General features: G+C 70.4%; 27 protein-coding genes and 1 pseudogene. 13 read left to right on the top strand and 15 right to left on the bottom strand.

Annotation, left to right across the window (positions count from 1 at the left end; genetic code table 11):
- Both ABR738_RS12200 and ABR738_RS12195 read right to left on the bottom strand, forming a co-directional pair.
- Nucleotides 1-189, bottom strand: coding sequence for a hypothetical protein (locus ABR738_RS12200; protein ID WP_350229992.1), 189 nt, complete (start codon nucleotides 187-189; stop codon nucleotides 1-3).
- Nucleotides 186-539 carry an SCO3933 family regulatory protein gene (locus ABR738_RS12195; protein ID WP_350229991.1) on the bottom strand — a complete coding sequence of 118 codons (354 nt, stop codon included), beginning with the start codon at nucleotides 537-539 and terminating at the stop codon, nucleotides 186-188. Before ABR738_RS12195 ends, ABR738_RS12200 begins: the two co-directional genes overlap by 4 nt.
- A 178-nt stretch (nucleotides 540-717) precedes the next feature.
- Here ABR738_RS12195 and ABR738_RS12190 point away from each other — a divergent pair, with 178 nt between their 5' ends.
- Together ABR738_RS12190 and ABR738_RS12185 are read left to right on the top strand one after the other, a co-directional pair.
- Entirely contained in the window at nucleotides 718-1587 is an 870-nt protein-coding gene (locus tag ABR738_RS12190; protein WP_350229990.1) for a GntR family transcriptional regulator, read from the top strand.
- Nucleotides 1588-1638: 51 nt separating this feature from the next.
- A complete protein-coding gene (locus ABR738_RS12185; protein ID WP_350229989.1) occupies nucleotides 1639-1965 on the top strand; it encodes a hypothetical protein in 327 nt (108 codons plus the stop codon).
- A 506-nt stretch (nucleotides 1966-2471) separates the two neighbouring features.
- On the opposite strand, the gene ABR738_RS12180 is transcribed toward ABR738_RS12185, so the two are convergent.
- Nucleotides 2472-3674 carry an NsdA family TPR-like regulatory protein gene (locus tag ABR738_RS12180; protein ID WP_350229988.1) on the bottom strand — a complete coding sequence of 401 codons (1203 nt, stop codon included), beginning with the start codon at nucleotides 3672-3674 and terminating at the stop codon, nucleotides 2472-2474.
- A gap of 145 nt (nucleotides 3675-3819) precedes the next feature.
- Here ABR738_RS12180 and ABR738_RS12175 point away from each other — a divergent pair, with 145 nt between their 5' ends.
- From ABR738_RS12175 to ABR738_RS12165, 3 genes are all read left to right on the top strand, one after another.
- The gene (locus tag ABR738_RS12175) at nucleotides 3820-4125 is read left to right on the top strand and encodes a hypothetical protein (RefSeq protein WP_350229987.1); all 306 of its coding nucleotides are present in this window, start codon (nucleotides 3820-3822) and stop codon (nucleotides 4123-4125) included.
- Entirely contained in the window at nucleotides 4118-4405 is a 288-nt protein-coding gene (locus tag ABR738_RS12170) for a DUF7848 domain-containing protein (RefSeq protein WP_502964073.1), read from the top strand. The genes ABR738_RS12175 and ABR738_RS12170 overlap by 8 nt, the downstream gene beginning before the upstream one ends.
- A gap of 858 nt (nucleotides 4406-5263) precedes the next feature.
- Nucleotides 5264-5515: a hypothetical protein gene (locus ABR738_RS12165; RefSeq protein ID WP_350229985.1), complete on the top strand. Its 252-nt coding sequence runs from the start codon at nucleotides 5264-5266 to the stop codon at nucleotides 5513-5515.
- 136 nt (nucleotides 5516-5651) lie between these two features.
- On the opposite strand, the gene ABR738_RS12160 is transcribed toward ABR738_RS12165, so the two are convergent.
- Nucleotides 5652-5816, bottom strand: a complete 165-nt coding sequence (locus ABR738_RS12160; protein ID WP_350229984.1) for a hypothetical protein — start codon at nucleotides 5814-5816, stop codon at nucleotides 5652-5654.
- 101 nt (nucleotides 5817-5917) lie between these two features.
- Here ABR738_RS12160 and ABR738_RS12155 point away from each other — a divergent pair, with 101 nt between their 5' ends.
- A complete protein-coding gene (locus ABR738_RS12155) occupies nucleotides 5918-6280 on the top strand; it encodes a hypothetical protein (RefSeq protein WP_350229983.1) in 363 nt (120 codons plus the stop codon).
- Complete coding sequence (locus ABR738_RS12150; protein ID WP_350229982.1) at nucleotides 6277-6690, top strand: hypothetical protein; 414 nt, start codon at nucleotides 6277-6279, stop codon at nucleotides 6688-6690. Before ABR738_RS12155 ends, ABR738_RS12150 begins: the two co-directional genes overlap by 4 nt.
- A gap of 92 nt (nucleotides 6691-6782) precedes the next feature.
- Here ABR738_RS12150 and ABR738_RS12145 read toward each other — a convergent pair.
- The 3 genes and pseudogenes from ABR738_RS12145 to map all read right to left on the bottom strand — a co-directional run bounded on the left by ABR738_RS12145 (nucleotide 6783) and on the right by map (nucleotide 10022).
- Nucleotides 6783-8062: pseudogene (locus ABR738_RS12145) on the bottom strand (tyrosine-type recombinase/integrase).
- 231 nt (nucleotides 8063-8293) lie between these two features.
- The gene (locus tag ABR738_RS12140; protein WP_350229981.1) at nucleotides 8294-8956 is read right to left on the bottom strand and encodes a biliverdin-producing heme oxygenase; all 663 of its coding nucleotides are present in this window, start codon (nucleotides 8954-8956) and stop codon (nucleotides 8294-8296) included.
- A gap of 196 nt (nucleotides 8957-9152) precedes the next feature.
- A complete protein-coding gene (gene map, locus ABR738_RS12135) occupies nucleotides 9153-10022 on the bottom strand; it encodes a type I methionyl aminopeptidase (RefSeq protein ID WP_350229980.1) in 870 nt (289 codons plus the stop codon).
- Between the two features lie 89 nt (nucleotides 10023-10111).
- Between map and ABR738_RS12130 the strand changes: the two genes are divergently transcribed.
- A complete protein-coding gene (locus ABR738_RS12130) occupies nucleotides 10112-10342 on the top strand; it encodes a hypothetical protein (RefSeq protein ID WP_350229979.1) in 231 nt (76 codons plus the stop codon).
- Nucleotides 10343-10498: 156 nt separating this feature from the next.
- On the opposite strand, the gene ABR738_RS12125 is transcribed toward ABR738_RS12130, so the two are convergent.
- Both ABR738_RS12125 and ABR738_RS12120 read right to left on the bottom strand, forming a co-directional pair.
- Nucleotides 10499-10825 (bottom strand): MerR family transcriptional regulator, encoded by a 327-nt coding sequence (locus ABR738_RS12125; protein WP_350229978.1) that lies wholly within the window; start codon nucleotides 10823-10825, stop codon nucleotides 10499-10501.
- A 563-nt stretch (nucleotides 10826-11388) separates the two neighbouring features.
- On the bottom strand, nucleotides 11389-12072 hold the full coding sequence (locus tag ABR738_RS12120) for a type III effector protein (protein ID WP_350229977.1): 684 nt from the start codon (nucleotides 12070-12072) through the stop codon (nucleotides 11389-11391).
- A 128-nt stretch (nucleotides 12073-12200) separates the two neighbouring features.
- Here ABR738_RS12120 and ABR738_RS12115 point away from each other — a divergent pair, with 128 nt between their 5' ends.
- Together ABR738_RS12115 and ABR738_RS12110 are read left to right on the top strand one after the other, a co-directional pair.
- Entirely contained in the window at nucleotides 12201-12632 is a 432-nt protein-coding gene (locus tag ABR738_RS12115; RefSeq protein WP_350229976.1) for an Hsp20/alpha crystallin family protein, read from the top strand.
- A gap of 265 nt (nucleotides 12633-12897) precedes the next feature.
- Nucleotides 12898-13293: a DUF2267 domain-containing protein gene (locus ABR738_RS12110; RefSeq protein WP_350234538.1), complete on the top strand. Its 396-nt coding sequence runs from the start codon at nucleotides 12898-12900 to the stop codon at nucleotides 13291-13293.
- A gap of 6 nt (nucleotides 13294-13299) precedes the next feature.
- On the opposite strand, the gene ABR738_RS12105 is transcribed toward ABR738_RS12110, so the two are convergent.
- Both ABR738_RS12105 and ABR738_RS12100 read right to left on the bottom strand, forming a co-directional pair.
- Entirely contained in the window at nucleotides 13300-14613 is a 1314-nt protein-coding gene (locus ABR738_RS12105) for an MFS transporter (protein WP_350229975.1), read from the bottom strand.
- A gap of 104 nt (nucleotides 14614-14717) precedes the next feature.
- Nucleotides 14718-15317, bottom strand: coding sequence for a hypothetical protein (locus ABR738_RS12100; RefSeq protein ID WP_350229974.1), 600 nt, complete (start codon nucleotides 15315-15317; stop codon nucleotides 14718-14720).
- A 96-nt stretch (nucleotides 15318-15413) separates the two neighbouring features.
- On the opposite strand from ABR738_RS12100, the gene npdG reads away from it, so the two are divergent.
- Both npdG and ABR738_RS12090 read left to right on the top strand, forming a co-directional pair.
- Nucleotides 15414-16115 carry an NADPH-dependent F420 reductase gene (npdG, locus tag ABR738_RS12095; RefSeq protein WP_350229973.1) on the top strand — a complete coding sequence of 234 codons (702 nt, stop codon included), beginning with the start codon at nucleotides 15414-15416 and terminating at the stop codon, nucleotides 16113-16115.
- 177 nt (nucleotides 16116-16292) lie between these two features.
- Complete coding sequence (locus tag ABR738_RS12090) at nucleotides 16293-16469, top strand: hypothetical protein (RefSeq protein ID WP_350229972.1); 177 nt, start codon at nucleotides 16293-16295, stop codon at nucleotides 16467-16469.
- 11 nt (nucleotides 16470-16480) lie between these two features.
- On the opposite strand, the gene ABR738_RS12085 is transcribed toward ABR738_RS12090, so the two are convergent.
- Complete coding sequence (locus ABR738_RS12085) at nucleotides 16481-17275, bottom strand: site-2 protease family protein (protein ID WP_350229971.1); 795 nt, start codon at nucleotides 17273-17275, stop codon at nucleotides 16481-16483.
- A 152-nt stretch (nucleotides 17276-17427) separates the two neighbouring features.
- Here ABR738_RS12085 and ABR738_RS12080 point away from each other — a divergent pair, with 152 nt between their 5' ends.
- Nucleotides 17428-20766 carry an AfsR/SARP family transcriptional regulator gene (locus ABR738_RS12080; RefSeq protein ID WP_350234537.1) on the top strand — a complete coding sequence of 1113 codons (3339 nt, stop codon included), beginning with the start codon at nucleotides 17428-17430 and terminating at the stop codon, nucleotides 20764-20766.
- Between the two features lie 13 nt (nucleotides 20767-20779).
- Here the strand turns inward: ABR738_RS12080 and ABR738_RS12075 are convergent, their stop codons facing one another.
- From ABR738_RS12075 to panB, 3 genes are all read right to left on the bottom strand, one after another.
- On the bottom strand, nucleotides 20780-21640 hold the full coding sequence (locus ABR738_RS12075; RefSeq protein WP_350229970.1) for an ABC transporter permease: 861 nt from the start codon (nucleotides 21638-21640) through the stop codon (nucleotides 20780-20782).
- Nucleotides 21637-22668 carry an ATP-binding cassette domain-containing protein gene (locus ABR738_RS12070; protein ID WP_350229969.1) on the bottom strand — a complete coding sequence of 344 codons (1032 nt, stop codon included), beginning with the start codon at nucleotides 22666-22668 and terminating at the stop codon, nucleotides 21637-21639. The genes ABR738_RS12075 and ABR738_RS12070 overlap by 4 nt, the downstream gene beginning before the upstream one ends.
- Nucleotides 22669-22920: 252 nt before the next feature.
- Nucleotides 22921-23799, bottom strand: coding sequence for a 3-methyl-2-oxobutanoate hydroxymethyltransferase (gene panB, locus ABR738_RS12065; protein WP_350229968.1), 879 nt, complete (start codon nucleotides 23797-23799; stop codon nucleotides 22921-22923).
- Nucleotides 23800-23943: the final 144 nt, after the last annotated feature.

The raw sequence follows: 23943 nt of genomic DNA, 5'->3' as shown, positions 1-23943 counted from the left end.
TCAGGCCCCCTCTTTGCGTATCAGGCAGAGCACGTGACCCAGGTCCAGGCGGGCCGCCTGCTCCGGGCTCAGGCCGAGCAGATCGAGCACCGCAGACGAGACGCCGAACGTGGCCTTGCCCTCGGTCCCCGACAGGGGCCGGAGCGGGTACAACTCCCGCTCCAGTGCAGGGCTTTCGAAGCAGATCACTGGGCCGCCTCCACCGTGACCAGCTCCAGGCGGGCGGCGCGGTAGGCGACGCCGTCGGAGAGCTGCCCGTTGAAGATCCGCGCCCACGGGGTCGCGAACAGTTCCACCGGCCGCACCATCGCCCCCGGCTTGAGGCCGGCGGCCAGGCCCGTCTCCGGGACCGTGATCTTCAGGACCTCGGCCCGGCCGCCCTCCATGAGCATCACGGTCACCGTGTACAGCGATGCACCGGTCTCCCGGTCGGTGGCGACCTCCCCGGTCTGCTGGTCCTTGATCTTCAGCGTCGGGTCGGTGCCCGCGATGCACACCGCCGACGGCAGCAGGGCAACACGGATTCGAGTCATGGCCATGCCATCACATCCTCGTTCGATGGAGCCGCTTGATCGGCTCGACGTGAAGCATAGGGAGATGATCGCTCAACTTGCAAGGTCGATTAGGTTGTGACTTCGATCAGGTTGGTAGGTGGTCAGGTTGGGAACCCGGGGATGTGCCTGTAGCGCTACGGCTTGCTGGCGATACCGTGGGGGCATGACCCTGCCCTTGGACGAGGACTCCCGGCCGCCATACCTCCAGGCCGCCGAGGCGCTGCGGGACGCGATCTTGAACGGCGAGTACCGCCCCGGCGAGCGTCTGCCCTCGGCCAACGTGCTGCGCGATCGGTTCGGGGTCTCCAGCTCCACCGTCCAGAACGCCCTGCGCGTGCTCAAGCAAGAAGGCTTGGTCTACTCCCAGCTCGGCCGGGGCAGCTACGTCAGCACTTCCGTCGGCAGGAGCGCCGAAGAGACCGATGGCGAGCACGAGGACGCCGACACCGAGGGGCCGGACTGGCCGGTCGACGTCATCCGCAACGAAGACGTCCGACCGCCGTACGCCCAGGTCGCCGACATCCTCCGCCGAGAGATCCTGGAAGGCACCTACCCTCCGGGCTCCCAGCTCCCTCCCGCCCGGGAGATCCAAGAGCGGTTCAAAGTCGCCAACTCCACCGCGCAGAATGCCTATCGAAGTCTCAAGCAGGCGGGGCTGGTGTACGCGGTCAAGGGGCGCGGTGTTTTCGTGCGCCAGGAACCGGAGCCGGGCAAGTACCACGGACCGATCACGAACTACCTGCTGCGCGATGAGATCGCCCGCGAGGCACGCGCAGCCGCCACCGAGTTCGCCGACCTCAGCGATGAGGAGCTGCTGGCACGGGAAGCGGAGCTAGACCGGCGATGGGACGTGGTTCGGGAGGAGCATCAGCGACTCTTCAGCGAGCGCCGCAAGGTCAAGCGAGAGAAGAGCCGGCGCGGCCTGTTCCTGCCACCCCTCCATGACGACGACGCCGAGCCGGACGTGTCGCCGAGCGAGAAGCTGAAGACCGCACTGGCCGAATCGAAGAAGCGCCGGCAGCAGCGACCCTGACCATCGGCCGGGCAGCTTGACCAGCGGGTGAGCTGTTCAGAGTTTCTTTACTTGATCAAGTACCACGGACCGATCACGAACTACCTGCTGCGCGATGAGATCGCCCGCGAGGCACGCGCAGCCGCCACCGAGTTCGCCGACCTCAGCGATGAGGAGCTGCTGGCACGGGAAGCGGAGCTAGACCGGCGATGGGACGTGGTTCGGGAGGAGCATCAGCGACTCTTCAGCGAGCGCCGCAAGGTCAAGCGAGAGAAGAGCCGGCGCGGCCTGTTCCTGCCACCCCTCCATGACGACGACGCCGAGCCGGACGTGTCGCCGAGCGAGAAGCTGAAGACCGCACTGGCCGAATCGAAGAAGCGCCGGCAGCAGCGACCCTGACCATCGGCCGGGCAGCTTGACCAGCGGGTGAGCTGTTCAGAGTTTCTTTACTTGATCAAGGCGGCCCGCTCACGCGGGCCGCGCGCGATCCGGCCCTGCGGGGCCGCCGCCCGCTCCTGTCTCCGCCCCGCAGGCGACGGCCCCGCCGGTCCGGGCGCGCAACAGCCAGCACAGCGAACCTTTCCGGGGCCCTGCCCCAGACCCCGGCCCTCTCTCCGAGGGGGCCGGGGCGAGTATGTCGGGTGCGGCTTCGTCGTGGTGTGGGGTCGTGGGTCGCGGGAGGGGTCCCTCGCCGCCCGGTCACCGAAGGCGTACCAGGAACCCCCGGGGGCCGCCAAGGCCGAGCGCACGCGTCACGGTGTGAGCCTTGGCGGCCCCCGGAGAACCCTGGCACGGCGAAGCTGCCCGACCGACGAGGGACCCCTCCCGCTCAGGCCGACTTTCTGCCGGAGGCATCGGCGACGGCCGATGGGCAGTGTCCATCGGCCGAGGTGCATCAAGAGTGGTTAGGACGCCAGCAGTTCGGCGACTTCGGGCACGTCGCGAAACGCCCGCAGGCGGGCCAGCACGACCCGCGTGCGCTCTGCAGTCCGTTCGCTGCCGCTCTGCCCCAGGGTGAGCATGCGGCTCGTCGTCTCGGCGGCGGCCTCGGGCTCGTTGGCGTCGGCGTATGCCACGGCCAGCCACGAGAGGTACAGCGCCAACTCCCGTGCGTGGCTGGCGTCGTAGCGTCCGAGCACATTCGTCAGCAGCGGTACGGCGCGCAGCGGACGGTGCAGCTCGGTATAGACGCGGGCCTCCATGACCTGCAATTCCCCGGCGTCCATCCAGTACAGGTACGACGGCGATTCGGTGCCGGCCGACTCCTCGGCCAGGGCCTCGGCCGCTTCTCCGAGGGCGGTCATCGCCGGGCGGTCCTGACCGGCGCGGGTATGCGCCCAGGCCACGCGGTCCCAGTACAGCGCGCGAGCCTTCGGCGGAGCATCCGGACCGGCGTCCTCCAGTGCGGCGCGGGCCAGCCCGACCGCGTCGGAGGTGTGCCCGGTGTTACTCCACTGGTAGGCCAGCGAGCCCGCCACATTCCCGGACAGCACGCCGTCCCCGGCAGCCTGCGCGGCGCTCATGCCGAGTCGATAGATGCGCTCCGCCTCGGCATGTTCCCCGGCGTCGGAAGCCACCCACCCGGCAATTTGTGCCAACTCGCCAATCGCCCGCAGCAGTTCGCGACCGACCTCTTCGGTATGCACACCCTCGCGGTAGAGCTTCACCGCCGCCCGCAGCTCGCGCAGGGCGGGACCGATCAGGTCCCTGCCGTACACTACGTCGTCGGCCAGCCGCAGGCCGTGGACCCGCTGGGCCAGGTCGGTCACCTGCCCGGCCCCGATCCGGCGGCCTGTACGGGCACGCAGTGGGGACAGCGGGTCGCTCTCGGGCAGGAAGTCGGCCACCGACCGTACGTACGGCGCGGACTCGACAGGCGCAACAGCCTTCGCCGCCTCCAGCATCTCGCGCGGAACCTGAAGCACCCGCGCGAGGAACGGCAGCCACTCGCGCGGGGACCGCACCCCAATCTCCCAGCGTGACACGTCATTTCGCGTCGGAGGAACGCGCCCAGGAGCAGCTTCAGCCAGCGCCTCGGCGAGCCGCCGCTGACTCCACCCACGCGCCAGACGCAGCCGCCTAACCAGTTCCCCGACCGTCTCCCGCACCCAACCAGCTTGGCAGACAGCAAGGCAGACACGCTGGCTACTCCCGAAGGTCCACGCCAGCGAGATGGTGATCAGTAGCCCCGAGTCGAGCCGAGGAGAGGGAATCAGGATGGCCGAGCGAGCGACACAGCGGCCCCATGGCCCCATGGCAGAGGGGCCGCGCCTGCTGCCGTGGACCACCCAGGGCGGGAATCCCTGTTACCTGAGCACCGACGGTCAGGGCTATCTCGCCAACCTTGCCGACAGTATCGAAGCCGTACAGCTGGGCATGGGCGAGGACCTGTTGGAATACGCCCGAGACGCCATGGCCCCTGACGCGAAGACCTTGTCGGCGACCGAATACCGCTGGCTGGCCCGCCGGCTGACCGAAGCCCTCTCCGACGCGCTCAGGGTCGCCGACTCGCGTGGGCAACGCCTCCCCCACCCGGAAGAGGTGACCGAGGATGCCTGAGTCCGCGAACGCTGAAGTGCAGTCCCATAGCGCCACGCGAGGACGCTACCGATTCCGCGAGTACCACGTGACCACCGTCCCTGACCCCATGGCGCTGCCCGGCTACGAAGCGGTCTGCGTCACCGGCGAAGAACACAACTGCGGTGCCGTATCCGGCACCCTGCACACCTCGGACGAGCTGACCCGCTGGATCGCCGGACACTGCGCCACCACCGGCCACGAACTGTACGAGCAGACCACCCGCACCCTTCTCCGGGCCGAACCCGGCGCATGGCAGTAAGGTCCTCATGCGTCGCAGCCGCGCCAGCAACAGCACGACGCAACTCCCGCACCCCTGACGGCAGTAGCGACGGCAACAACCACGGATTCCCCCGCACAACCACGGACACCAGCGGAACCCGAAACCGCCGCTGATCTGCGAATACGCAGATAGAGAGGGGTCGCATAGCACACGTACTATGTGCTGGCGGGCGAGACTCCGGTATTGGTTCACAATGCAAACTGCGGCCCTGAAATTGGCACCAAATTGGAGTACTTCTTCGGGAATGCCACCGGGAATGCTCACAACATTCAACGAAGCGGCGACATGGCCAGCCAGTTGAACCGGATTGGGATCGGGGATAACGCCACGGGGCGTGCGCTATTCTCTGATCATCTTGATGAGGTGTTCAATAATCCCAACTCTGTGGTGCGGGTTCAGGAGAATGGGCGCACTGTGAGGGAGGGCCTCTTGAAGGGGCCTGATGGAATGCTCAAGACGGAGACGATCTGGGACGGCAACAGATTGATCACCGGACAGTTGTACGGATCTAATTCGAGATACCGGAAGTAGGTGGTGGTCGTGTCGATGTTCAGGATCGCATTCGGTAGCAGTGCAATGGAGTGCTCGGTTTGGTCGAGTTCCGGAGAAGCGCGTGCCGGATCATCCGCCCACCTAGAAATTGCGAACGAGTGCGGATCCGGCTCGGGGCCCGTGTACGTCTTCTCGTCGGCAGAGGATGCCGGGGAGGGTAGTCTGGGGCGAGCTGTAGGGATTCAAATGGATTCAGAATTCGAGTCCCCTACGATCTTTGGTAGCGAATGGGGCGGGGTGCGTTGGATTGGCTGCAACTCGCACCTCTATCGAATCTCACCCAGCATGGCCATTGATCGCGAGATTGGTCTCGATTCGAGATTCGACAGCTTCAGGTACATTTCTCACCTGGATAGGTTAATCGTTCTCGCCGAAGTCGGTCTCTTCGCTGTGTGCAGCAGTGGCGAGATTGATTGGCGCGTGAATCTAGAGGTCGTCACCGATGTGCGCTGGGAGAGCGAAAGTGCGTTGATTTCTCAGATGGACAGCTCAGAAGTGCGCGTGGACCTTCGAGATGGGTCTGTGGCACCTGTGTGACAGTTCTTCCGCCATAGAGGGTGCTGACAGACAGCAGATCCGTGGCGCTAAGTGGTGACGCCCATTGTTTGCAATCGCACAGCTCCACCGGTGACTCCACCGGCGGAGTCCTTGACGGCAGTAGTTGACGGCAACGTCAGCGGACGACGGCGGCGCAGGGCGGCGGTTCGTCGCCGTCGCCGTTGGCCCCGGGGAACTGACGCGCTGGATCGCCGGACACTGCGCGCAGACCGGGCACCAGTCGTGCGAGCAGACCACCCGCACCGTCCGCGCCGAGCCCGGCGCATGGCAGTAGGATCATGCGCGCGGCTTCAGCGCACATCCACGAACACCGACGGACCGTCAAAACTTCGCTGACCTGCGAAAAGCAGGCGGAGAGAGATCGCGAAGCACACGTACTATGTGCTGGCGGGTAAGACTCCGGTCCTTGTTCACAACAGCAACTGTGACTTCAAGATTGGTGTTGCGGACGAGAAATACGACAAGCATGTCCTGGGTCTCGATGATTCCGGAAACCCCACCCGTAGGCCCGATATGCCGGAATGTGATACGGATGATGGGTTTGAAAGATACGTCGCGGACGCGCAGGCGCTGATGTGTCCCGGTAGCTGTCCTGCTGCCGCGCGTGAAGCTGTCAGTAGTGATGGTGTCATCATTCGAATGGACTCCCAAGGAAGAATAGGAATGAGAGACGGAAATACCATCACGACCTATTTCCGGCCGGATGATCCGCTCGCGTACTTCCAGAGGGAGGCGGCTCGATGAACCAAGATACTGGGAACTTCCGTGACGCGTTCTCCAGCTTCGTCAGAGAGTCTGGTCGGTGGCGTGACGTCGAGCCGGAGGCGCTTCTGTCTCGCTGGAGCACGTTCGTCGAAAGTTGCGAGCAGGGCTATCGTGGTGACGCCGAAGACTACTTCAACGATCTGACATCAAGGGATTCGCTGGCGCGAGCTCTGGATTCTGCGGAACTGCAAAGATTTCCCGAGTTTGTGCTGCTTCGCGCAGAAGTGGAAGCGGTAGACGCAAGATTCCGCACACTCCTAATGCCGGATGCATTCCCGAGAATCTCTGAGGAATCCTGGTGGGCGCGCGGCGTGGTGAAATCCGCGCGGAGGCGGCTGGTGGAGGATCTGGGCCGCGAATATCTCCTTGAGGTGGCACTAGTCGAATAGTCCTTACAGGTTCGCGCCAGTAAAGCGAAGCCCCGTCAGGTGCGTCCTGGCGGGGCTTCTGCGCGGGGTGACGGCAGTAGTTGACGGCAACGTCAACGGACGAGGGCAGCGCAGGGTGGCGGTTCATCGCTGTTGGAGCGTGCCGTCTCGTTGGCCTCCCGGCTGACGAGCGTGGTGCTGAGGGTGTCGATGGCGTCGCGCTGGAGTCGGAGCCTGACGTGGGCGTAGACGGTGGCGGTGACGCCGATGTGGGCGTGGCCGAGGAGTTCCTTGATCACGACGAGTTCGGCGCCCTGTTCCAGGAGCAGGGTCGCAGTCGAATGGCGGAGGTCGTGGAAGCGGATGCGGCGGAGCCGGCCTTACGGAGGGGCGTGGTGAAGGCGCGGGTGAGGTTTGTCGGGTCGATCGGTCCGCCCTGCACCGTGGTGAACACGTACCCGCTGCGCTGCCACGCGATGCCTGCTGCCTCGCGCTCGCGCTGCTGCTGTTCGTGATGGTGCTTCAGCGACTGGACGCAGCTGGCGGGGAGGGCGATGCGGCGTTCGGAGGCCCGCGTCTTGGTGGGCAGTGTGGTGAGCCCGCCTGCGCTGGTGCGCTGCAAGGTGCGGCGGATGGCGGCGGTGCCCGCGTCGAGGTCGAGGTCCTCCCAGCGCAGGCCGAGAAGTTCGCCCTTGCGGAGTCCGGTGTGGAGAGCGAGTTCGAACAGGGCATGGAGCCGGTGTCCACGCGCGGCGGCCAGGAACTTGCGGGCTTCGTCGGTGGTGAGGGGTTCGAAGCGGCGGACCCGGGGTGTGCCGGTGCGGACGTTGCGGGCGACGTTGCGCGGGATCTCCTCTTCGCGCACCGCGTGCTCCAGGACCGACTTGAGTACGGAGTGCACGTAGACCAGGGTCGGCGGCAGGAGCCGTCTAGAGCAGCACTTTCCGGCGGCGCAGCAGCGGGGCTGATCGCGGGCCACGTCGAGGCCGCGCGTGCAGCACTGGCAGGTGGTGCGGAGCCGGTTGAGCCAGGTGCGGACGTCCTTGGCAGTGAGCTTGGCGAGCTTCTTCTTGCCCAGGCCAGGGATGAGGTAGAGCCGGGTGACGGCGGTGTAGCGGGTGTGGGTGTTCTCGCGGAGCTGGTAGACAGCGACAGCGTCGAGCCAGTACGTCAGGTACGCCTCTAGGCTGCCCTGAGCGGACGGGATGGAGAGGTCGCGGTTGCTGGCGGCGATCTTCTCGATGAGCTTGGCCAAGGCCTCCTTGCGAGTGGTGCCGTAGAGGCGGATGCGCTTGCGAGTGTTGCCGGGGGCGAGGACGTATCCGGCGGCCTCCCAGTGGCTCTCCTTGCGCTGGTAGGCGGTTCCGTCGCCGTTGGTCCACGTGACACACAGAGATCATTTTGAAAGAACCCTTAAGTAAGGGCCAGGGGGCCATGACAGGCTGCGGTTGCCGGTCCGGGTCAGCGCAAGCCCCGCCAAGGGGCGCGGGGAACTGCGCGCTCAACCGTCCACGGCCCGCGCGTGAGGGCCAGGGATGCGAGCGACCGCCCACGGCCCGTGCCCGCGAACGGGGTTGGCCGGGGCGCGGGGAACTGCGCAAAAGCGTGCCCACCCGGCGGAGCCCTACGCGCTGAGTGGGAACTCCTCTCCCAGCTCCTTGAACACAGCCGTGTTCAAGGAAAAAGCCCGCTTGCACTCCTCCACAACCCGCCGCTTCTCCAACTCGTCCACCCCCAACCCGTCGAGCCGTTCGCGATAACCCCGCTTGAACGCCGCCGGGTTGGCGATCGACTCGAAGACGTAGAACCGCACGCCGTCCCCCTTGCGCGCGAACCCCCACGTCCGTTCCGCCCGGTCGCGGATGATCTGGCCGCCCGACAGATCGCCGAGGTAGCGGGTGTAGTGGTGCGCCACATACCCGGCGGGCCACTCGCGCGCGCACACCGCGACGCGCTCGGCGTAGGCGGCCGTGGCGGGCAGCGGGGTCGCGCCGGCCCGCCAGTCCGTGCCCCGCAGATGCGCCAGGTCCCGCTCGAGCGAGGCCGTGCGCATCAGCTCGGGGGTGATGAAGGGCCCCGCCACCGGATCCTCCGCGAGCGCCGACGCGCCCTCCTCCAAGGCCCGGTACACGAACCACAGCTGCTCGGTGTAGCGGGCGTACGCCGCCACGCCGAGCCGCCCGCCCAGCAGGTCTCCCATGAACGAGGACGTCTCCGCCTCGGTGTGCTGCTCGTGCGACGCCGTGCGGATGAGCGTGGAGAACGGGGTGGAAGCGGGCGCGATCAAAGGGGCCTCCGGGGACCGAGGGATGCGGGAACCGGAAGGATCGCCCCCGTCTTGGGCGGCTCTGAGCCAACCAGTTCCCGACGTCTTGTCGGTAAAAACGTACCCGGTGGGCCCCGCCACGACACCCCGAGGGAAAAACCACCCGCGCGCGGCTGCGGCAAGGCGGCCGCAGCAGAGACGGTTGCGGCAGAGACGGCTACGGCAGCGTAAGAATCTCCGTGCCGGTCTCCGTGACCACCAGCGTGTGCTCGAACTGGGCCGTGCGCCTGCGGTCCTTGGTGACGACCGTCCAGCCGTCCTCCCACATGTCGTACTCGTGGGTGCCGAGCGTCAGCATGGGCTCGATCGTGAAGGTCATGCCGGGCTTGATCACCGTGGTGGCGTGCGGGGCGTCGTAGTGCGGCACGATCAGGCCGGAGTGGAAGGCCGTGCTGATCCCGTGCCCGGTGAAGTCCCGTACGACGCCGTACCCGAAGCGCTTGGCGTACGACTCGATGACGCGGCCGATGATGTTGATCTGCCGGCCGGGCTTGACGGCCTTGATCGCGCGGTTCAGGGATTCGCGGGTGCGCTCCACCAGCAGCCTGGACTCGTCGTCGACGTCACCGCACAGGTAGGTGGCGTTGTTGTCGCCGTGTACGCCGCCGATGTAAGCGGTGACGTCCAGGTTGACGATGTCGCCGTCCTTGAGCACGGTCGAGTCGGGGATGCCGTGGCAGATGACCTCGTTCACCGAGGAGCACAGCGATTTGGGAAAGCCCCGGTAGCCGAGCGTGGAGGGGTAGGCGCCGTGGTCGCACATGAACTCGTGGGCGACCCGGTCCAGTTCGTCGGTCGTCACCCCCGGCGCGATGTGCTTGGCCGCCTCCTCCATCGCCTGCGCCGCGATCCGCCCGGCGGTCCGCATCAGCTCGATGGTTTCGGGGCTCTGCACGTCGGGGCCGGTGTACGGCGTGGGCATGGGCTTCCCGACGTACTCCGGACGCGGGATGCGGCCCGGGACGGAGCGGGGCGGAGAGATCTCCCCGGGCACGAGCGGGGACTGCGACTTCGGCTGGCCAGACATGCCGGCGAGTCTATCCAGCGGCTGTGGGGCAGCATGGCTTTGAGGCCCCGGCCACCGTCCGAGGGAACCGTTCAACGAGAGAGGCACCCATGGCCCTGTTCAAGCGGCGCACCGCCGGCAAGCCCGGCGAGTGGTTCTACTGCCTGGCCCATCACAAGGTCGAGGAGGGCCCGGACTGCCCGGCCAAGGACCGCTTCGGCCCGTACGCGACCCGGGAGGAGGCCGAGCACGCGATGAGCACCGCGCAGGAGCGCAACCTGGAGTGGGAGAACGATCCCAAGTGGCACGACAAGCAGGCCCTGGGGGACGGCGCGGAGTAGCGGGCGAGGAGGCTGTACGCGGCTGCTCCCCGTCCGGACCGTACGCGGCTGCTCCCGCCCCCGGTCGCCGGTTGCCGGGCGTGGGGCGGGGCGATCGCGCGGTGTGGTGCCGCGTCGCGCGCGAGAACGGTGGCCGTCTCGCCGCGGGCGCGTACGTCAGGAGCTGGCCGACTCGGCGGCGCGGCGGTATTCGGCGTTGATGCGCTGGGCTTCTTCGAGCTGGTCCTCGAGGATGACGATGCGGCAGGCGGCCTCGATGGGGGTGCCCTGGTCGACGAGCTCGCGGGCGCGGGCGGCGACGCGCAGCTGGTAGCGGGAGTAGCGGCGGTGGCCGCCGGCCGAGCGCAGCGGCGTGATGAGGCGGGCCTCGCCGATGGCGCGCAGGAAGCCCTGGGTGGTGCCGAGCATTTCGGCCGCCCGGCCCATGGTGTAGGCGGGATAGTCGTCGTCGTCGAGACGCCCGTTGAAGTCCTCTGCTGTCATTTGCACCTCTCCGTGAAACACGTTGAGGGGCTCTGGTGCCGTGCGGCACCAGAGCCCCGAAGGAACTGCTACACCATCTGCCGACCTTCGTCCAGCGTCGGCCTTCTGTTTTCGCGAGCCCGGCCGGCGTGCCGTCGGGGCTGCGAGGATCGCACTTGCTTGACCGGAGACCACCTCACTATCGCGATGTCCTGCGGTACCCGGACTCATCTCTTACGTCCGGGCGATCCTGATGGCGTTCTGCTCCTCCGTTCTTCCCTCTGAACTTACTGACTTGCTGAACTGCTACCGCGAACTGCGGGCACTGCGGGTACTGCGTACTGCTGGTGTTGCGGGAACTGCGTACTGCTCTGAACTGCGTACTGCTGTGGCGGCCCCTGATGACTGCGGGCCACCCGGTCCGGTCGTCAGTCCCGTCACCGTCCTGCTCATGCTCTGGCTCCGGAACTCCACCACCGCACCGCACTGCGATACCGCTTCCCGGCAGTTCGTTTCTGTCGGGCTTTCTCGATCTCGGCTACGAGAGAAACCATAGTCACGTCACGGCGCAATGTCTACTCCGGTCACGACAGATTTTCTCGTCGTGCGGCCGGGTTGATGAGGGCGTCGAGCTGACCGGCGAGGCGGGGGTGGGCGCCCAGGTGGGCGTGGGCGGCGGCGAGGGGGTGGATGAGCGCGGCCGGGTCGTCGTGGCCGAGCGCCGCGTCCAGTCGGCCGACCGCGCCGCGCGAGGCCGGGGGGAGGTCGGTCAGGGCGGTGATCTGGCCGGCCAGACGGCGCAGGGCCGCGGCGTTGTCCCGGGCCCACGCGCTCTGGTCGCGGTCGGCGGCGCGACGTTCACGGGTGGCCTGGACGCGCTGCTCGCCGGTGCTTCCGGCCGGGCCCGGCCGGTTGCGCAGATAGCGCCGTTCGGCGGCCTGGCGGCTGGCCACGCCGAGGGGGTGGGCCAGCTCCGCCCAGCTGGCGCCGGCGTGGCGGGCCGTCTCGATCAGGCCGGTCTCCCAGCCGGCCAGCTGCTCGCGGACCTGGCGCAGCAGCAGCAGTGAGGCCAGCGCCTGCTCCGGTCCGACGCCCGCGCCCGCGCCCGCGGGCTCGGCCGCCTCCTCGTGCGCGTCGCGCACGGCGTGCTCGATGGCTTCGAGGGCCGCGGCGGCGGCGAGGAAGGAGGCCGGGCTCTGGGCGTCGGGGGAGGGGCGCTTCTTCGGGGCGGGACCGGGCCCGGGCGGCGACTGGCCTGCTGCTGTCATGAGGACTCCTCGGCGGTTGTCATCCTTTCGATGACAGGGTGTTTGTCATCCAATGGATGACATGCTACAACGGTGAGCAGTGAAGCGCATTGGCGGGTACAACCCGAACCTTCTGGAGGTGTTTCGCGATGTTGATGCGCACTGACCCCTTCCGTGAGCTCGACCGGCTCGCCCAGCAGCTGACCGGCTCCGGCACGTGGACGCGGCCGTCCGCGATGGCGATGGACGCCTACCGCGAGGGCGGCGAGTACGTGGTGGCCTTCGACCTCCCCGGTGTCGACCCCGAGGCGATCGACATCGACGTCGAACGGAACATGCTGACCGTCAAGGCCGAGCGCCGGCCCGTGGCCAAGGCCGACGACGTGCAGATGGAGCTGTCCGAGCGGCCGCTGGGCGTCTTCTCCCGCCAGATCGTGCTGTCCGACGTGCTGGACACCGCGCGCATCGCGGCCGACTACGACGCCGGGGTGCTGACCCTGCGCATCCCGATCGCCGAGCGCGCCAAGCCCCGCAAGATCTCCGTCGGCGTGGGCTCGTCCCACAAGGAGATCTCCGGCTGAATCCGCGCCGCCCCCCGGCCGGGCGGACCGGCAGGCACCGCGCGGGACGGGCACCCCGCCCGTCCTGCGCCCCCTCGGCGGTCCCGGCGCACCGGGGCCGGTGATCCGGGACGGGCCCAGCCCACCGCGACGCGTCGAGACGTGAGAGGCGAGACGCACGCACCGATGGACGCACCCACCGATTCGAGACGAGACGAGACGAGAAAGGCGATACGCAGTGACGACGACCGACCAGCGTGAACGGACCCAGGGCCGGGCGGCGACGATGACGTACCAGGACATGCTGGAGAAGGTCCGTTACGACGGCGCGTATCCCACCACGGAGCGGGCCGCCGAAGCCGTCCGCCTGGTGCTCACGGGGCTCGGCCGTCAGCTGGGCGGCGACGAGCGAGCGGAGCTCGCCGCCCGCCTGCCCCTGGAGGCCGCGTGCCTCCTCACCGCCGAGGCCCCCTCGCCGGAGCGGCTTTCCGGCTGGGCCTTCGTGAAGGACCTCGCCGCGCGCGTGGGCGCCACCCCGGCCACCGTCCGCTGGGACACCGGATCGGTCCTGGGCGTCGTCGCCGCGCTCGCGGGTCCCGACCTGCTCACCCGCGTCCTCGGCCGGCTCCCCGGCGGTTACGCCCTGCTGTTCGGCCGGGCCGAACTCGTCCAGGCCGCCTGAGCGTTGCTACGCCGCCGTCGTCGTGCCGGGCTGCCCGGCCGCGCGGCGGCGCGCCGCGTCCTCGTCGGTCGCCGCGTCGTAGGTGACCAGGCGGGGCAGGGCGAGGGCCAGCAGCCCCACCGCCGCCACGCAGGCCACCCCGCCCGACCACACCGCCGCCCTCGTCCCCGTCCAGCCGGCCATCGCGCCGGCCCGGACCTGGCCGAGTTGCGGGCCGACGCTGTACGACAGCACCTCTATCCCGGCCAGCCGGCCGCGCAGCTCGTCGGGGATGGTCTGGTTCCAGATCGTGGAGCGGCCGAGTCCGCTCAGCATGTCGCCCGCGCCCGCCACCGCGAGGCAGCCGAGCACCAGCCATACGTCACCGAAGAGGCCCGCGCCGGCCATCGCCGTGCCCCAGACGACCGCGCCGACCACCACGAACAGGCCGTGCCTGCGTACCCGTGAGGTCCACCCGCTGGTCACGCTCAGCAGCACCGAACCGGCCGAGCCCGCCGCGTACATGAGGCCGAGCGCCCAGGTGGCGTCCAGGCTGTCCGCGAGGAACGGGAAGATCGCGTTCGGGAAGGCGAAGAACATCGCGGCCATGTCGATGGCGTAGGTCCCGAGCAGCACCGGACGCGACCACGCGTAACGGGCACCCTCCGCGATGCCGCGCAGCGAGGGCTTCCGGGCGCCGTGGGCGGGCGGCGCCGGGGTCAGCCGGGCGCACATCACCACCGACAGGGTGAAGGTGGCCACGGTCGTGGTGTACGCCGTGGCCGTGCCCGCGTACGCCACGACGATCCCGGCGAGCGAGGGTCCCGCGATCGCGCCGAGCTGCCAGCGCAGCGCGTTGAGCGCGGCGGCCGCCGCCAGTTGGTCGTGCGGGACGATCCGGGCCATCAGCGAGTCCAGCGCCGGGCGCTGGAGCCCGGCCAGCGCCGAGACGCCCGCGGCCACCCCGTACAACGGCCACAGCGTCGGGCTCGGGAGCAGCGCGTTGACCAGCAGCACGAGCGCGAGCACGCCGAGTCCGGCCTCGGTGGCGAGAATGACCTTGCGCCGGTCCACCGCGTCCGCGAGCGCCCCGCCGTACAGGCCGAAGACGACCAGCGGGACGAGCTCCATGGCGCCCATCGCGCCCACCGCGAACGGTGATCCGGTGAGCTCCTTGATCTGGAGCGGCAGCGCGACCATCGCCATGAAGCTGCCGAAGTTGGTGACGAGCCCCTGCACCCAGAGCAGCCGGAAGTCGGCCGAGGCCCGCCAGGGCGCGAGATCGGGCAGGACGGAGCGGGGCCGGGACTCGGGCGGCGGCGCGGGAGGTTCGTCGGACACGACGGGCCATGCTCCGGCCCCGCCCGCGCCCAGAGCAACCTAATATCGTCATGTCGCCGGTCCGCGCCGCGAGCGGCCGGGACGGCCCCCGCCGCCCGTACCTCCTACCAGCGCCCCGGTGGCGGGGCCGTCAGCTGGTCGGCCAGGCGGGAGAGGCGGTCGCGGAAGCCGCCGGGGCCGCGCCGCGGGGGCAGGGTGTTCTCGCCCGCCGCCGCGCTGACCAGGTGCTGCACGGTGTCCAGGTCGAGTTCCGCGTCGGGGGTCACCGTCAGGGACTCGTGCACGAGGCCCCGCACCTCGCGGTCCCCGCCGTCCAGGGCGAGCACCGTCGCGCCCGCCCGGCGCGCGTCGTGGACACGTTCGAGCAGGGCGTCGGCGGGGCGCGTGGGCGCCACCAGGAGCAGCGTCTCGCCGCGCCGCGCCGCCTCCAGGCGCCCGAGCCCGACGGACAGATGCGGGGGGCCGCCCGGCTCGGCGCGGTGGCGCACCAGCGTCGGGCTCAGCTCGGGCAGCCCGGACCAGGCGGCCTCGTCGGTGAGATGGGCGGCCAGGTGCCAGGGCTCGTACGCCTCGGTGCCGACCAGGAGCAGCGTGCCGTGCGGCACGACGGAGGAGCGCAGCGCGCCCGCGAAGCGGCGGGTGGCGCGCAGCCACTCCGTCCCGGCGAGCACTTCCCGCAGCAGGGCGACCCGTACGGCATCCATGCCCGCACCCTGCCGCATCCGGGGTGCGGGGCGGGCCCGAACCGGGCGCCCGTCACTCCAACGAACGTCTGGCTACGGACGAGTAAGGTCGGCCTCATGACTTCCACTGACAAGGCGAAGCCCGCCCCGAGGGACCCCTGGGACCTGCCGGACGTCTCCGGTCTCGTCGTCGGCGTGCTCGGCGGCACCGGCGACCAGGGCCGTGGTCTGGCCTACCGGCTCGCCCGGGCCGGGCAGAAGGTGATCATCGGCTCGCGCGCCGCCGAGCGCGCCCGGAGCGCGGCCGACGAGCTCGGGCTCGGCGTCGAGGGCGCCGACAACGCCGAGTGCGCGCGGCGCAGCGACGTCGTGATCGTCGCGGTGCCGTGGGAGGGCCACGCCAAGACGCTCACGTCGCTGCGCGAGGAGCTTGCGGGCAAGCTCGTGATCGACTGCGTCAATCCGCTGGGCTTCGACAAGCAGGGCGCGTACGCCCTGAAGCCCGAGGAGGGCAGCGCGGCCCAGCAGGCCGCCGCGCTGCTGCCGGACGCGCGGGTGACGGCGGCCTTCCACCACCTGTCGGCGGTGCTGTTGCAGGACGCCTCGATCGAGGAGATCGACACCGATGTGATGGTGCTCGGCGAGGCCCGCGCCGACACCGACATCGTGCAGGCGCTGGCCGGCCGCGTCCCCGGCATGCGTGGCGTCTTCGCCGGACGGCTGCGCAACGCCCACCAGGTCGAGTCGCTGGTCGCGAACCTGATCTCGGTGAACCGGCGGCACAAGGCGCACGCGGGGCTGCGCGTCACCGACGTCTGAGCGCGGCGACGTCCGGGCACGGCGCGACCGGGTGCGGGGCGCCGCCGGCGATGGGGGACACTGGACGGGCGGGCGCCGAGCCCGTCCGTCCCTTTCGTCCCGGCCCCCCATCCCGCCGTTTCGTCCCGCCCCACCGCAGTGCCGCACCGCAGCCGTACCCGACAGGAGCCCCCCTCCATGCCCCGCCTCGCCCTGTACGCCCTCGCCGTCTGTGTCCTCGCCGTCGTCGCGGCCGTGGTCTCCTTCGTCCAGGGCAGCTGGCTCGGAATCATCTGGGTGCTGCTCGTGGGACTCTCGTCCAACATGTGCTGGTACTACCTGCGCAGGGACCGGGCCGCGACCCCCGGCGAGTGAGCGCGGCCGGCTCAGCCCTGCGGGGCGAGCGTGAGGTCGGGCCAGAACTGGTAGAGGCTCCGGCCGGCCGCCGCCTCCAGGTCGGAGACGCCCAGCACGTCGAGGATCGCGTAGATCAACCGGAAGAACTCACTGTTGATCTCGGGGATCCACAGCAGCCCGAACACCGCGAGCAGCCCGAACGGGGCGAACGGCTCGACCTGGCGCCGGGCCGCGTGCGAGAGCCAGGGCTCGATGATCCCGTACCCGTCCAGGCCCGGCACCGGCAGGAAGTTCAAGACCGCCGCCGACACCTGGAGCAGCGCGAGGAAGGCCAGCGCCACCCGGAAGTCGTAGGGCACCCCGTCCAGGGCGCCCAGCCAGAACGGCGCCGTGCACACGATCGCGAACGCGACATTCGTGAGCGGGCCCGCCGCCGAGATCAGACTGTGCCGCCAGCGGCCCCGGATCCGGGACCGCTCGATGAAGACCGCGCCGCCCGGCAGGCCGATGCCACCCATGATCACGAAGATCACCGGCAGCACGATCGAGAGCAGCGCGTGGGTGTACTTCAGCGGATTGAGCGTCAGATAGCCCTTGGCGCCGATCGTGATGTCCCCGCCGTGCAGCGCGGTGCGGGCGTGGGCGTACTCGTGCAGGCACAGCGACACGACCCACGCGGACGTCACGAACAGGAAGACGGCCAGGCCGCGGGATGCGGCGTAACTCGTCCACACCGCCCACCCGGAGACCGCCATGACGGCGACGATCCCGAGGAAGACCGGGCTGATCCGCCGGTCGTGGTGGCGGGAGGGTGCGGTGGCCATGCGGTGTGCTCCAGTGCTGGCGGGACGGGCGGGCAGGTCGCGCGCCCGACCGTACAGGGGTGAGCGTCAAACGTCCCGGCCCCCCGTGTGAGTTCCCCGGCCCCGCCGCGAGTTACCCACCCCGGGGCCGGGAGATCGCCGCGTCCATGAGAATGGGGGGCGTGCGCTACCGGATTCTCGGCAACACCCAGGTCCACCACCCCGACGGCACCCCCGTCGCCCTCGGGGGCGCTCGGCTGCGCGCCCTGTTGACGGTGCTCGCGCTGCGGCCCGGACGGGCCGTCCCCGGAAGTGTCCTCGTCGGTGAGGTGTGGGGCGAGACGCCGCCCGCCGACGCGCCGGGCGCGTTGCAGGCGCTGGTCGGCCGGCTGCGCCGGGTCCTTGGCCACGAGGCGGTCTTCTCGGCCGAAAGCGGCGGCTACGGACTCGCCGCCGAGGCGGAGGACGTCGATCTGCACCGCTTCGAGCGGCTGACGGCGGACGGCGCCCGCGCCCTTGAGGAGGGCGATCCGGCCAAGGCGGCGACGCTGCTGGATGACGCGCTCGGGCTGTGGGCGGGCGCCGCGCTCGCCGACCTGCCCGACCCCGGCGCCCTCGCCGCCCGCGCCGAGGCCCGCCGGCTCGACGCCCGCCGGCTGCGGCTCGCCGCCGCCCTTTCGCTGGGCCGCGCCGATGAGACGCTGGCCGAACTCGCCGCCCTGTGCGCGAGCCACCCGCTGGACGAGCCGCTGCACGCCCTGCGGATCAGGGCACTGCGTGCCGCGGGCCGCCCCGCCGAGGCGCTGGCCGCCTACGAGAGCGTACGCACCACACTCGCCGACGGGCTCGGCGCCGATCCCGGGCCCGAACTGCGCGCCATTCACGCCGAGTTGCTGAACCCCGAGCCCGCGCCTTCGCCGCCCGCGCCCGGCGCGCGCGGCAATCTGCGGGCCCGGCTGACCTCCTTCGTCGGGCGCCAGGACGATCTGGCGGCCATCCGCGGCGACCTCGCGGCAGCCCGGCTCGTCACACTGCTCGGACCCGGCGGCGCCGGCAAGACGCGGCTCTCGCAGGAGGCCGCCGAAGGGGTCGCCGACCGCTGGCCCGACGGGGTGTGGCTGGCCGAACTGGCCCCCGTCAAGGGCACCGCGGGCCCCGCCGACCCGGCCGGGGTGGCCGCCGCCGTGCTCACCGCCGTGGGCGCCCGCAAGACGGTGCTGCACTCGGCGGGCGCCGAGGAGCTGAGGACCGCCGCCGACCGGCACGCCGACGACCCCCTGGTCCGGCTCGCCGAACACTGCGGGCCGCGCCGCATGCTGCTGCTCCTGGACAACTGCGAGCACGTGATCGGCGCCGCGGCGGCCCTCGCGGAGCATCTGCTGGCCCGCTGCCCGCACTTGGTGATCCTCGCCACGAGCCGTGAACCGCTGGGCGTACCGGGGGAGTTGGTGCGCCCCGTCGAGCCGCTGCCCGCGCCCTTCGCGCTGCGGCTGCTCGCTGAACGGGGCGCCTCGGCGCGGCCCGGGTTCCGGGTGGAGGACGATCCTGCGGCGGCCGAGGAGATCTGCCGGCGCCTGGACGGACTTCCGCTCGCCATCGAACTGGCCGCCGCGCGCCTCCGCATGCTGACGCCCCGTCAGATCGCGGACCGGCTCGACGACCGCTTCCGGCTGCTCACCAGCGGCAGCCGCACCGTGCTGCCGCGCCAGCAGACCCTGCGCGCCGTCGTCGACTGGTCCTGGGAGCTGCTTGAGGCCGCCGAGCGCGCCGTGCTCGGGCGGCTCGCCGTCTTCGCGGGCGGCTGCGACCTGACGGCGGCCGAAGCGGTGTGCGCCGAGGAGACCGGGCCCGGCGAGGCGGCCGGGGTGAGCGCCTATGCCGTGCCGGAGGTGCTGGGCTCGCTCGTCGACAAGTCGCTCGTGGTGGCCGCGCCGGACGACACCGGCCAGATGCGCTACCGGCTGCTCGAAACCGTCGCCGAGTACGCCGGCGAGCGCCTTGACGACGCGGGGGGCCGCGCCGGCGCCGAGCGGCGCCACCTCACGTACTACCGCGAGTTCGCCCGCCGCACCGACGCCGGGCTTCGCGGCCCGGGCCAGCGGGTCGCCATCGACGCCTTCGAGCGCGAGTACGAGAACCTGCGGACCGCGCTCGGCCGCTCGGTGGCGCTGCGCGACGAGCAGGAGGCGCTGTGCCTGGTGCACGCCATGCTCTGGTACTGGCAGATGCGCGACCTGCGCAGCGAGTCACGGCACTGGTCGCGGGAGGCGGCGGAACTCGGCCCCGACCCCTTCGCCCCGCCCGTGACGCCCGCGCCGCCGGTGTACACGCGGTGCGTGGACGCCCCGCCGCCCCTCGACCCCGAGGTGCTGTGGGAGGCGCGGCGCGGCGTACGCCTGGTGCAGCTGGCCTCGATGGACCACGCCAGGGACGAGTGGACCTCGCCCGACGCCCTGGAGCGCGTCCACGCGATCGTCTCCGCCTACCGCCCCGGCCTGCCCCAGACCTGCCACATGCCGGGATCGCTCTGGTTCTTCCCGCTGGTGCTCACCGGGGACCAGAACCGGCTGCAAGTGGTCCTGGACGCGACGGTGAGCGCCTGCGAAGAGCTGGGTCACGAGTGGGAGCTGGCCGCCGCCCTCCAGATGCGCGCCAACGTCCTGGCCAACCGCACCGCCTGGGCGGGCGACGCGGCCGGTGACGCCGAGGCCAGTCTGCTGCTGTTCCAGCGGCTCGGGGACGCCTGGGGCGCGGCGGAGGCGCTGGCGGCCAGGGGCGAGGCCCGGGAGAAGCGGCGCGCGTTCGCCCTGGCCGCGCAGGACTTCTCCGACGCCCTGCGCTACGCCGAACAGCTCGGCGCCCACGCCCAGGTGACGCTGCTCAGGGCCAGGCTCGCCTCCACCCTCCTGGAGACGGGGCAGGCCGAGCGAGGCGAGCCGATGCTGCGCGAGATCCTGGCCGACGACCGCCGCGCGGGCGTCGAGGCGCGGCTCGCGGCGCGCCTGGTGCTCGCCGTGTGGCTGGGCCGCACCCGCCGCTACGACGAGGCGCGCGAGCACATCGAGGTGATGCTGCGGGACTTCGGCTCCGCCACCCTCCTGCTGTTCGAGGGGTTCGTGCTCGGCGTCCGGGCCTGGCTGGACAACGAAGAGGGCCGTTATCGCGAGGCGCTGACCGGGGCGCTGGCCGCGCTGGAGCGGGCCCTTGAACCGCTGGCGCAGATGGTCGCGCCCGAGATGATCGCCGTCCACCTGCTCACGGCGGCCTGGGCGATCGCGGGACTCGGCGGCGATCGGAACGGCCTGGACGCGGCCCGCCTGATCGGCGCGCACGACGCGCTGCTTCCGGCCGGCCACTTCTCCTCGCCGGTGGAGGCGCAGCAGCGGGCCTCGGCGGAGCGGGCCGTGCGCGCCATGCTCGACGACGACGCCTACGCCGCCGCCCACGCCGAAGGCGGTGGCCTCTCCCGGGAGGAGGCCATCGCCCTGGCGCGGCGCGAAAGCAAGTCCTGACACAGCGTCAGGATCAGGTGCGCTTACGGAACTTGGCGACCGCCAGCGGCGCCATCACCAGGGTGATCCCCGCCGACCAGGCCAGCGTCATCAGGGCCGAGTGGGCGACGGGGCCGCCGCTGATCAGGCCGCGGGCCGCGTCCGCCAGGTTGGACAGCGGGTTGTAGTCGGTGAAGGACTGGAGCCAGCCCGGCATCGTGGTCGGCTTGGCGAAGATGGACGAACCGAACTGGAGCGGCATCAGAACGAGCATGGCCACTCCCTGGACGGCCTGCGCCGTCTTCATCGTGAGTCCGAGCAGGATGAAGATCCACATGAGGGACGCGCCGAACACCAGCGACAGACCGACGGCGGCGAGCAGGCCGAACACCGAGGTGCTGACGGTCAGGCCCAGGATGAAGCCCATGATCAGCAGGATCGTGGTGGCCACCAGCATGCGGCCGACCTCGACCACCATCTTGGCGATCAGGACGGAGGACCGGGCGATGGGCATCGTCCGGAACCGGTCCATCACGCCCTTCTTGAAGTCGTCGTTGACGCCGGTGCCGACCGCCATCGCGATGTTGATGCCCATCATCGCCATCAGGCCGGGCACCAGGTAGTTGACGTACTGGCCCCGGTTCCCGTCGCCGAACATCGCGCCGCCGAAGACGTACACGAAGAGCAGTACGAAGATGATCGGCATCAGGACGGCGTCGAACATCGACTCCGGGTCGGCCTTGATCTGGAGCATGTTGCGGCGCGCCAGGGCGCCGATGTGGCGCAGATTGGCGCGCGCTCCGATCCGCGCGTCGTCCCCGCCCCTGGCCGGCACCGGCGCCCTGGGGGCCGGCTGGGCAGGGGCGTTGACGGTGGCAGTGGTGGTGGTGCTCATGCCGCGACCTCCTCGGTCTGACGGGTGGCGTCCTGGGAGTCGGCGGTCTTCTGGCCGGTGATGGCCAAGAACACCTCGTCCAGGCTGGGAAGGTGGGTGCCTATGTGGGCTATGCCGAAGCCGCGCGCCCCCAACAGGCCGATGACCGCGGTCAGTTGCTCGTCGCTGAGGATCGGTACGTTCAGGACGTTCTCGTCGGGCACGGCCTGGGTGCCGGCGGCGCCGCCCAGGCCCGCCTCGGTGACGGCCCGCGCCATCGCGCCGAGCTGCCCGGGGTCCACGGGCCGGATCTGAAGCGTGCGGCCGCCGACCCGGGCCTTCAGCTCGTCCACCTCGCCCTCGGCGATGACCCGGCCCCGGTCGATGACGGTGAGCTCGCTCGCCAGCTGCTCGGCCTCCTCCATGTACTGCGTGGTCAGCAGCACGGTGGCGCCCTCGGCGACCATCCGGCGCACCTCGTCCCACACCTCGTTGCGGGTGCGCGGGTCCAGGCCCGTGGTCGGCTCGTCCAGGTAGAGCACGGCCGGGTGGCCGATCATGGAGGCGGCCAGGTCGAGCCGGCGGCGCATACCGCCGGAGTAGGTCATCGCGGGCCGCTTGGCGGCCTCCGTCAGCGAGAAGCGCTCCAGGAGCTCGTCCGCCCGCGAACGCGCCTCCTTGCGGGGCAGGTCGAGCAGCCGGCCGATCATGTACAGGTTCTCGCGGCCGGACAGCTTCTCGTCGACCGAGGCGTACTGCCCGGTCAGGCCGATCGTGCGGCGCAGCTGGCGCGGCTGGCTCACCACGTCGTAACCGGCCACGGTCGCGGTGCCGGCGTCGGGCACGAGCAGGGTCGAAAGGCAGCGCACGAGCGTGGTCTTGCCGGCGCCGTTGGGGCCGAGGACACCGAGCACGGTGCCCTCGCGGACGTCCAGGTCCACGCCGTCCAGTGCCAAGGTGTCGCCGAAGTGCTTCACCAGCCCCCGCACGGAGACGGCGATCCCGGCACCGGCTCCGTTGTTGTCGGGCTTCTTGTCGATTCGCGTCATGGACACCAAGGTGCCAGGCGTCACCGACAATCCGCCGACATGCCGCCGACAGCCGCGGCCCGCACCGCCGACAGTCCCCGCCCGCACCGCCGACAGGCGCGGTCACCGCTCCGACAAGCGCCGTCACGCCCCCGAAAGGCGCCGCGCGGCGGCCGGGGCCTGCAACGACGGACAGCCCGCCGATGGGGGAAGTCGGCGGACTGTCGTCGTGACCGCAGTGGCTGGTGGAGGAAGCCCGGAGGCTGCCAGGAGCTAGTGGAAGGTGTGCTCCTCGGCCGGGAAGGAGCCGCCGACGACCTCGCCGGCGAACGCCTTCGCCGCGTCCCCGAGGGACTGGCGCAGGTTGACGTACTGCTTGCTGAAGCGGGGGGCCTTGCCGGGAGTGAGGCCCACCATGTCGGTGTAGACGAGCACCTGCGCGTCGCACTCGATGCCCGCGCCGATGCCCACCGTCGGGATGTGCAGGATGCGGGTCACCTCGGCGGCGAGCTCCGCGGGGACCAGTTCGAGCACGATCGCGAACGCCCCCGCGTCCTGGACCGCCTTGGCGTCGCGCAGCAGCTGGTGCGCCGCCTCGTCGCCCCGGCCCTGCACCCGGTAGCCCAGTGTGTTCACCGACTGCGGGGTGAGGCCGATGTGGCCGACGACGGGGATGCCGGAGTCGACGAGCAGCCGGATCTGCTCGTGGCTGCGCTCGCCGCCCTCCAGCTTGACCGCGCCGACCCCCGCGTCCTTGACCAGGCGCATGGCCGAGCGCAGCGCCTGCACCGGGCCCTCCTGGTAGGACCCGAAGGGCAGGTCGGCCACGACCAGGGCGCGCGAGGTGCCCCGGACGACGGCGGCGGAGAGCATGGTGATCTCGTCGAGGGTGACCGGGACGGTCGTCTCGTATCCGAGGTGGCAGTTGCCCATGGAGTCGCCCACGAGCAGGACCGGGATGCCGGCCTCGTCGAAGACGGACGCGGTCATCGCGTCGTAGGCGGTGAGCATGGGCCACTTCTCGCCGCGCGCCTTGGCGGCGGCGATGTCGTGCACGGTGATGCGCCGGGTGCCCTTGCCCCCGTACAGCGCCTTGGGGTCGCTGCTGTCGGAAGTCTTCTGATTCTGGGCAGCCTGAAGGTGTTGCGTCATCGCAACGGCTCCTGTTCGTCATCTCGAAGCGCCCTTACGGCGTCTCCGGACCACATCCATGGTGGCACCCCGTGCCCCCTGCCGGGAAGTGGGGTGTGTCGGGAAAGACACGGCCCCGCGCGCCCGGCCATCGCCGTCCGGTGG

Origin of the sequence: Streptomyces sp. Edi4, from assembly GCF_040253615.1 — a bacterium.
Taxonomy (GTDB): domain Bacteria; phylum Actinomycetota; class Actinomycetes; order Streptomycetales; family Streptomycetaceae; genus Streptomyces.
The sequence above is the reverse complement of the archived record's forward strand: the minus strand, read 5'-3'. Positions and strand labels throughout refer to the sequence as shown.

What these genes read in the sequence shown, in the direction of transcription:
- npdG (WP_350229973.1), top strand. Translation starts at nt 15,414, where the DNA reads ATGACTTCCACTGACAAGGCGAAGCCCGCCCCGAGGGACCCCTGGGAC.
- map (WP_350229980.1), bottom strand. Translation starts at nt 10,022, where the DNA reads ATGTCTGGCCAGCCGAAGTCGCAGTCCCCGCTCGTGCCCGGGGAGATC.
- ABR738_RS12120 (WP_350229977.1), bottom strand. Translation starts at nt 12,072, where the DNA reads ATGACAGCAGCAGGCCAGTCGCCGCCCGGGCCCGGTCCCGCCCCGAAG.
- ABR738_RS12165 (WP_350229985.1), top strand. Translation starts at nt 5,264, where the DNA reads ATGGCCATTGATCGCGAGATTGGTCTCGATTCGAGATTCGACAGCTTC.
- ABR738_RS12160 (WP_350229984.1), bottom strand. Translation starts at nt 5,816, where the DNA reads ATGATCCTACTGCCATGCGCCGGGCTCGGCGCGGACGGTGCGGGTGGT.
- ABR738_RS12110 (WP_350234538.1), top strand. Translation starts at nt 12,898, where the DNA reads ATGACGTACCAGGACATGCTGGAGAAGGTCCGTTACGACGGCGCGTAT.
- ABR738_RS12080 (WP_350234537.1), top strand. Translation starts at nt 17,428, where the DNA reads ATGGGGGGCGTGCGCTACCGGATTCTCGGCAACACCCAGGTCCACCAC.
- ABR738_RS12115 (WP_350229976.1), top strand. Translation starts at nt 12,201, where the DNA reads ATGTTGATGCGCACTGACCCCTTCCGTGAGCTCGACCGGCTCGCCCAG.
- ABR738_RS12190 (WP_350229990.1), top strand. Translation starts at nt 718, where the DNA reads ATGACCCTGCCCTTGGACGAGGACTCCCGGCCGCCATACCTCCAGGCC.
- ABR738_RS12130 (WP_350229979.1), top strand. Translation starts at nt 10,112, where the DNA reads ATGGCCCTGTTCAAGCGGCGCACCGCCGGCAAGCCCGGCGAGTGGTTC.
- ABR738_RS12085 (WP_350229971.1), bottom strand. Translation starts at nt 17,275, where the DNA reads ATGGCCACCGCACCCTCCCGCCACCACGACCGGCGGATCAGCCCGGTC.
- ABR738_RS12170 (WP_502964073.1), top strand. Translation starts at nt 4,118, where the DNA reads ATGCCTGAGTCCGCGAACGCTGAAGTGCAGTCCCATAGCGCCACGCGA.
- ABR738_RS12075 (WP_350229970.1), bottom strand. Translation starts at nt 21,640, where the DNA reads ATGAGCACCACCACCACTGCCACCGTCAACGCCCCTGCCCAGCCGGCC.
- ABR738_RS12175 (WP_350229987.1), top strand. Translation starts at nt 3,820, where the DNA reads ATGGCAGAGGGGCCGCGCCTGCTGCCGTGGACCACCCAGGGCGGGAAT.
- ABR738_RS12195 (WP_350229991.1), bottom strand. Translation starts at nt 539, where the DNA reads ATGGCCATGACTCGAATCCGTGTTGCCCTGCTGCCGTCGGCGGTGTGC.
- ABR738_RS12090 (WP_350229972.1), top strand. Translation starts at nt 16,293, where the DNA reads ATGCCCCGCCTCGCCCTGTACGCCCTCGCCGTCTGTGTCCTCGCCGTC.
- ABR738_RS12150 (WP_350229982.1), top strand. Translation starts at nt 6,277, where the DNA reads ATGAACCAAGATACTGGGAACTTCCGTGACGCGTTCTCCAGCTTCGTC.
- ABR738_RS12070 (WP_350229969.1), bottom strand. Translation starts at nt 22,668, where the DNA reads ATGACGCGAATCGACAAGAAGCCCGACAACAACGGAGCCGGTGCCGGG.
- panB (WP_350229968.1), bottom strand. Translation starts at nt 23,799, where the DNA reads ATGACGCAACACCTTCAGGCTGCCCAGAATCAGAAGACTTCCGACAGC.
- ABR738_RS12100 (WP_350229974.1), bottom strand. Translation starts at nt 15,317, where the DNA reads ATGGATGCCGTACGGGTCGCCCTGCTGCGGGAAGTGCTCGCCGGGACG.
- ABR738_RS12125 (WP_350229978.1), bottom strand. Translation starts at nt 10,825, where the DNA reads ATGACAGCAGAGGACTTCAACGGGCGTCTCGACGACGACGACTATCCC.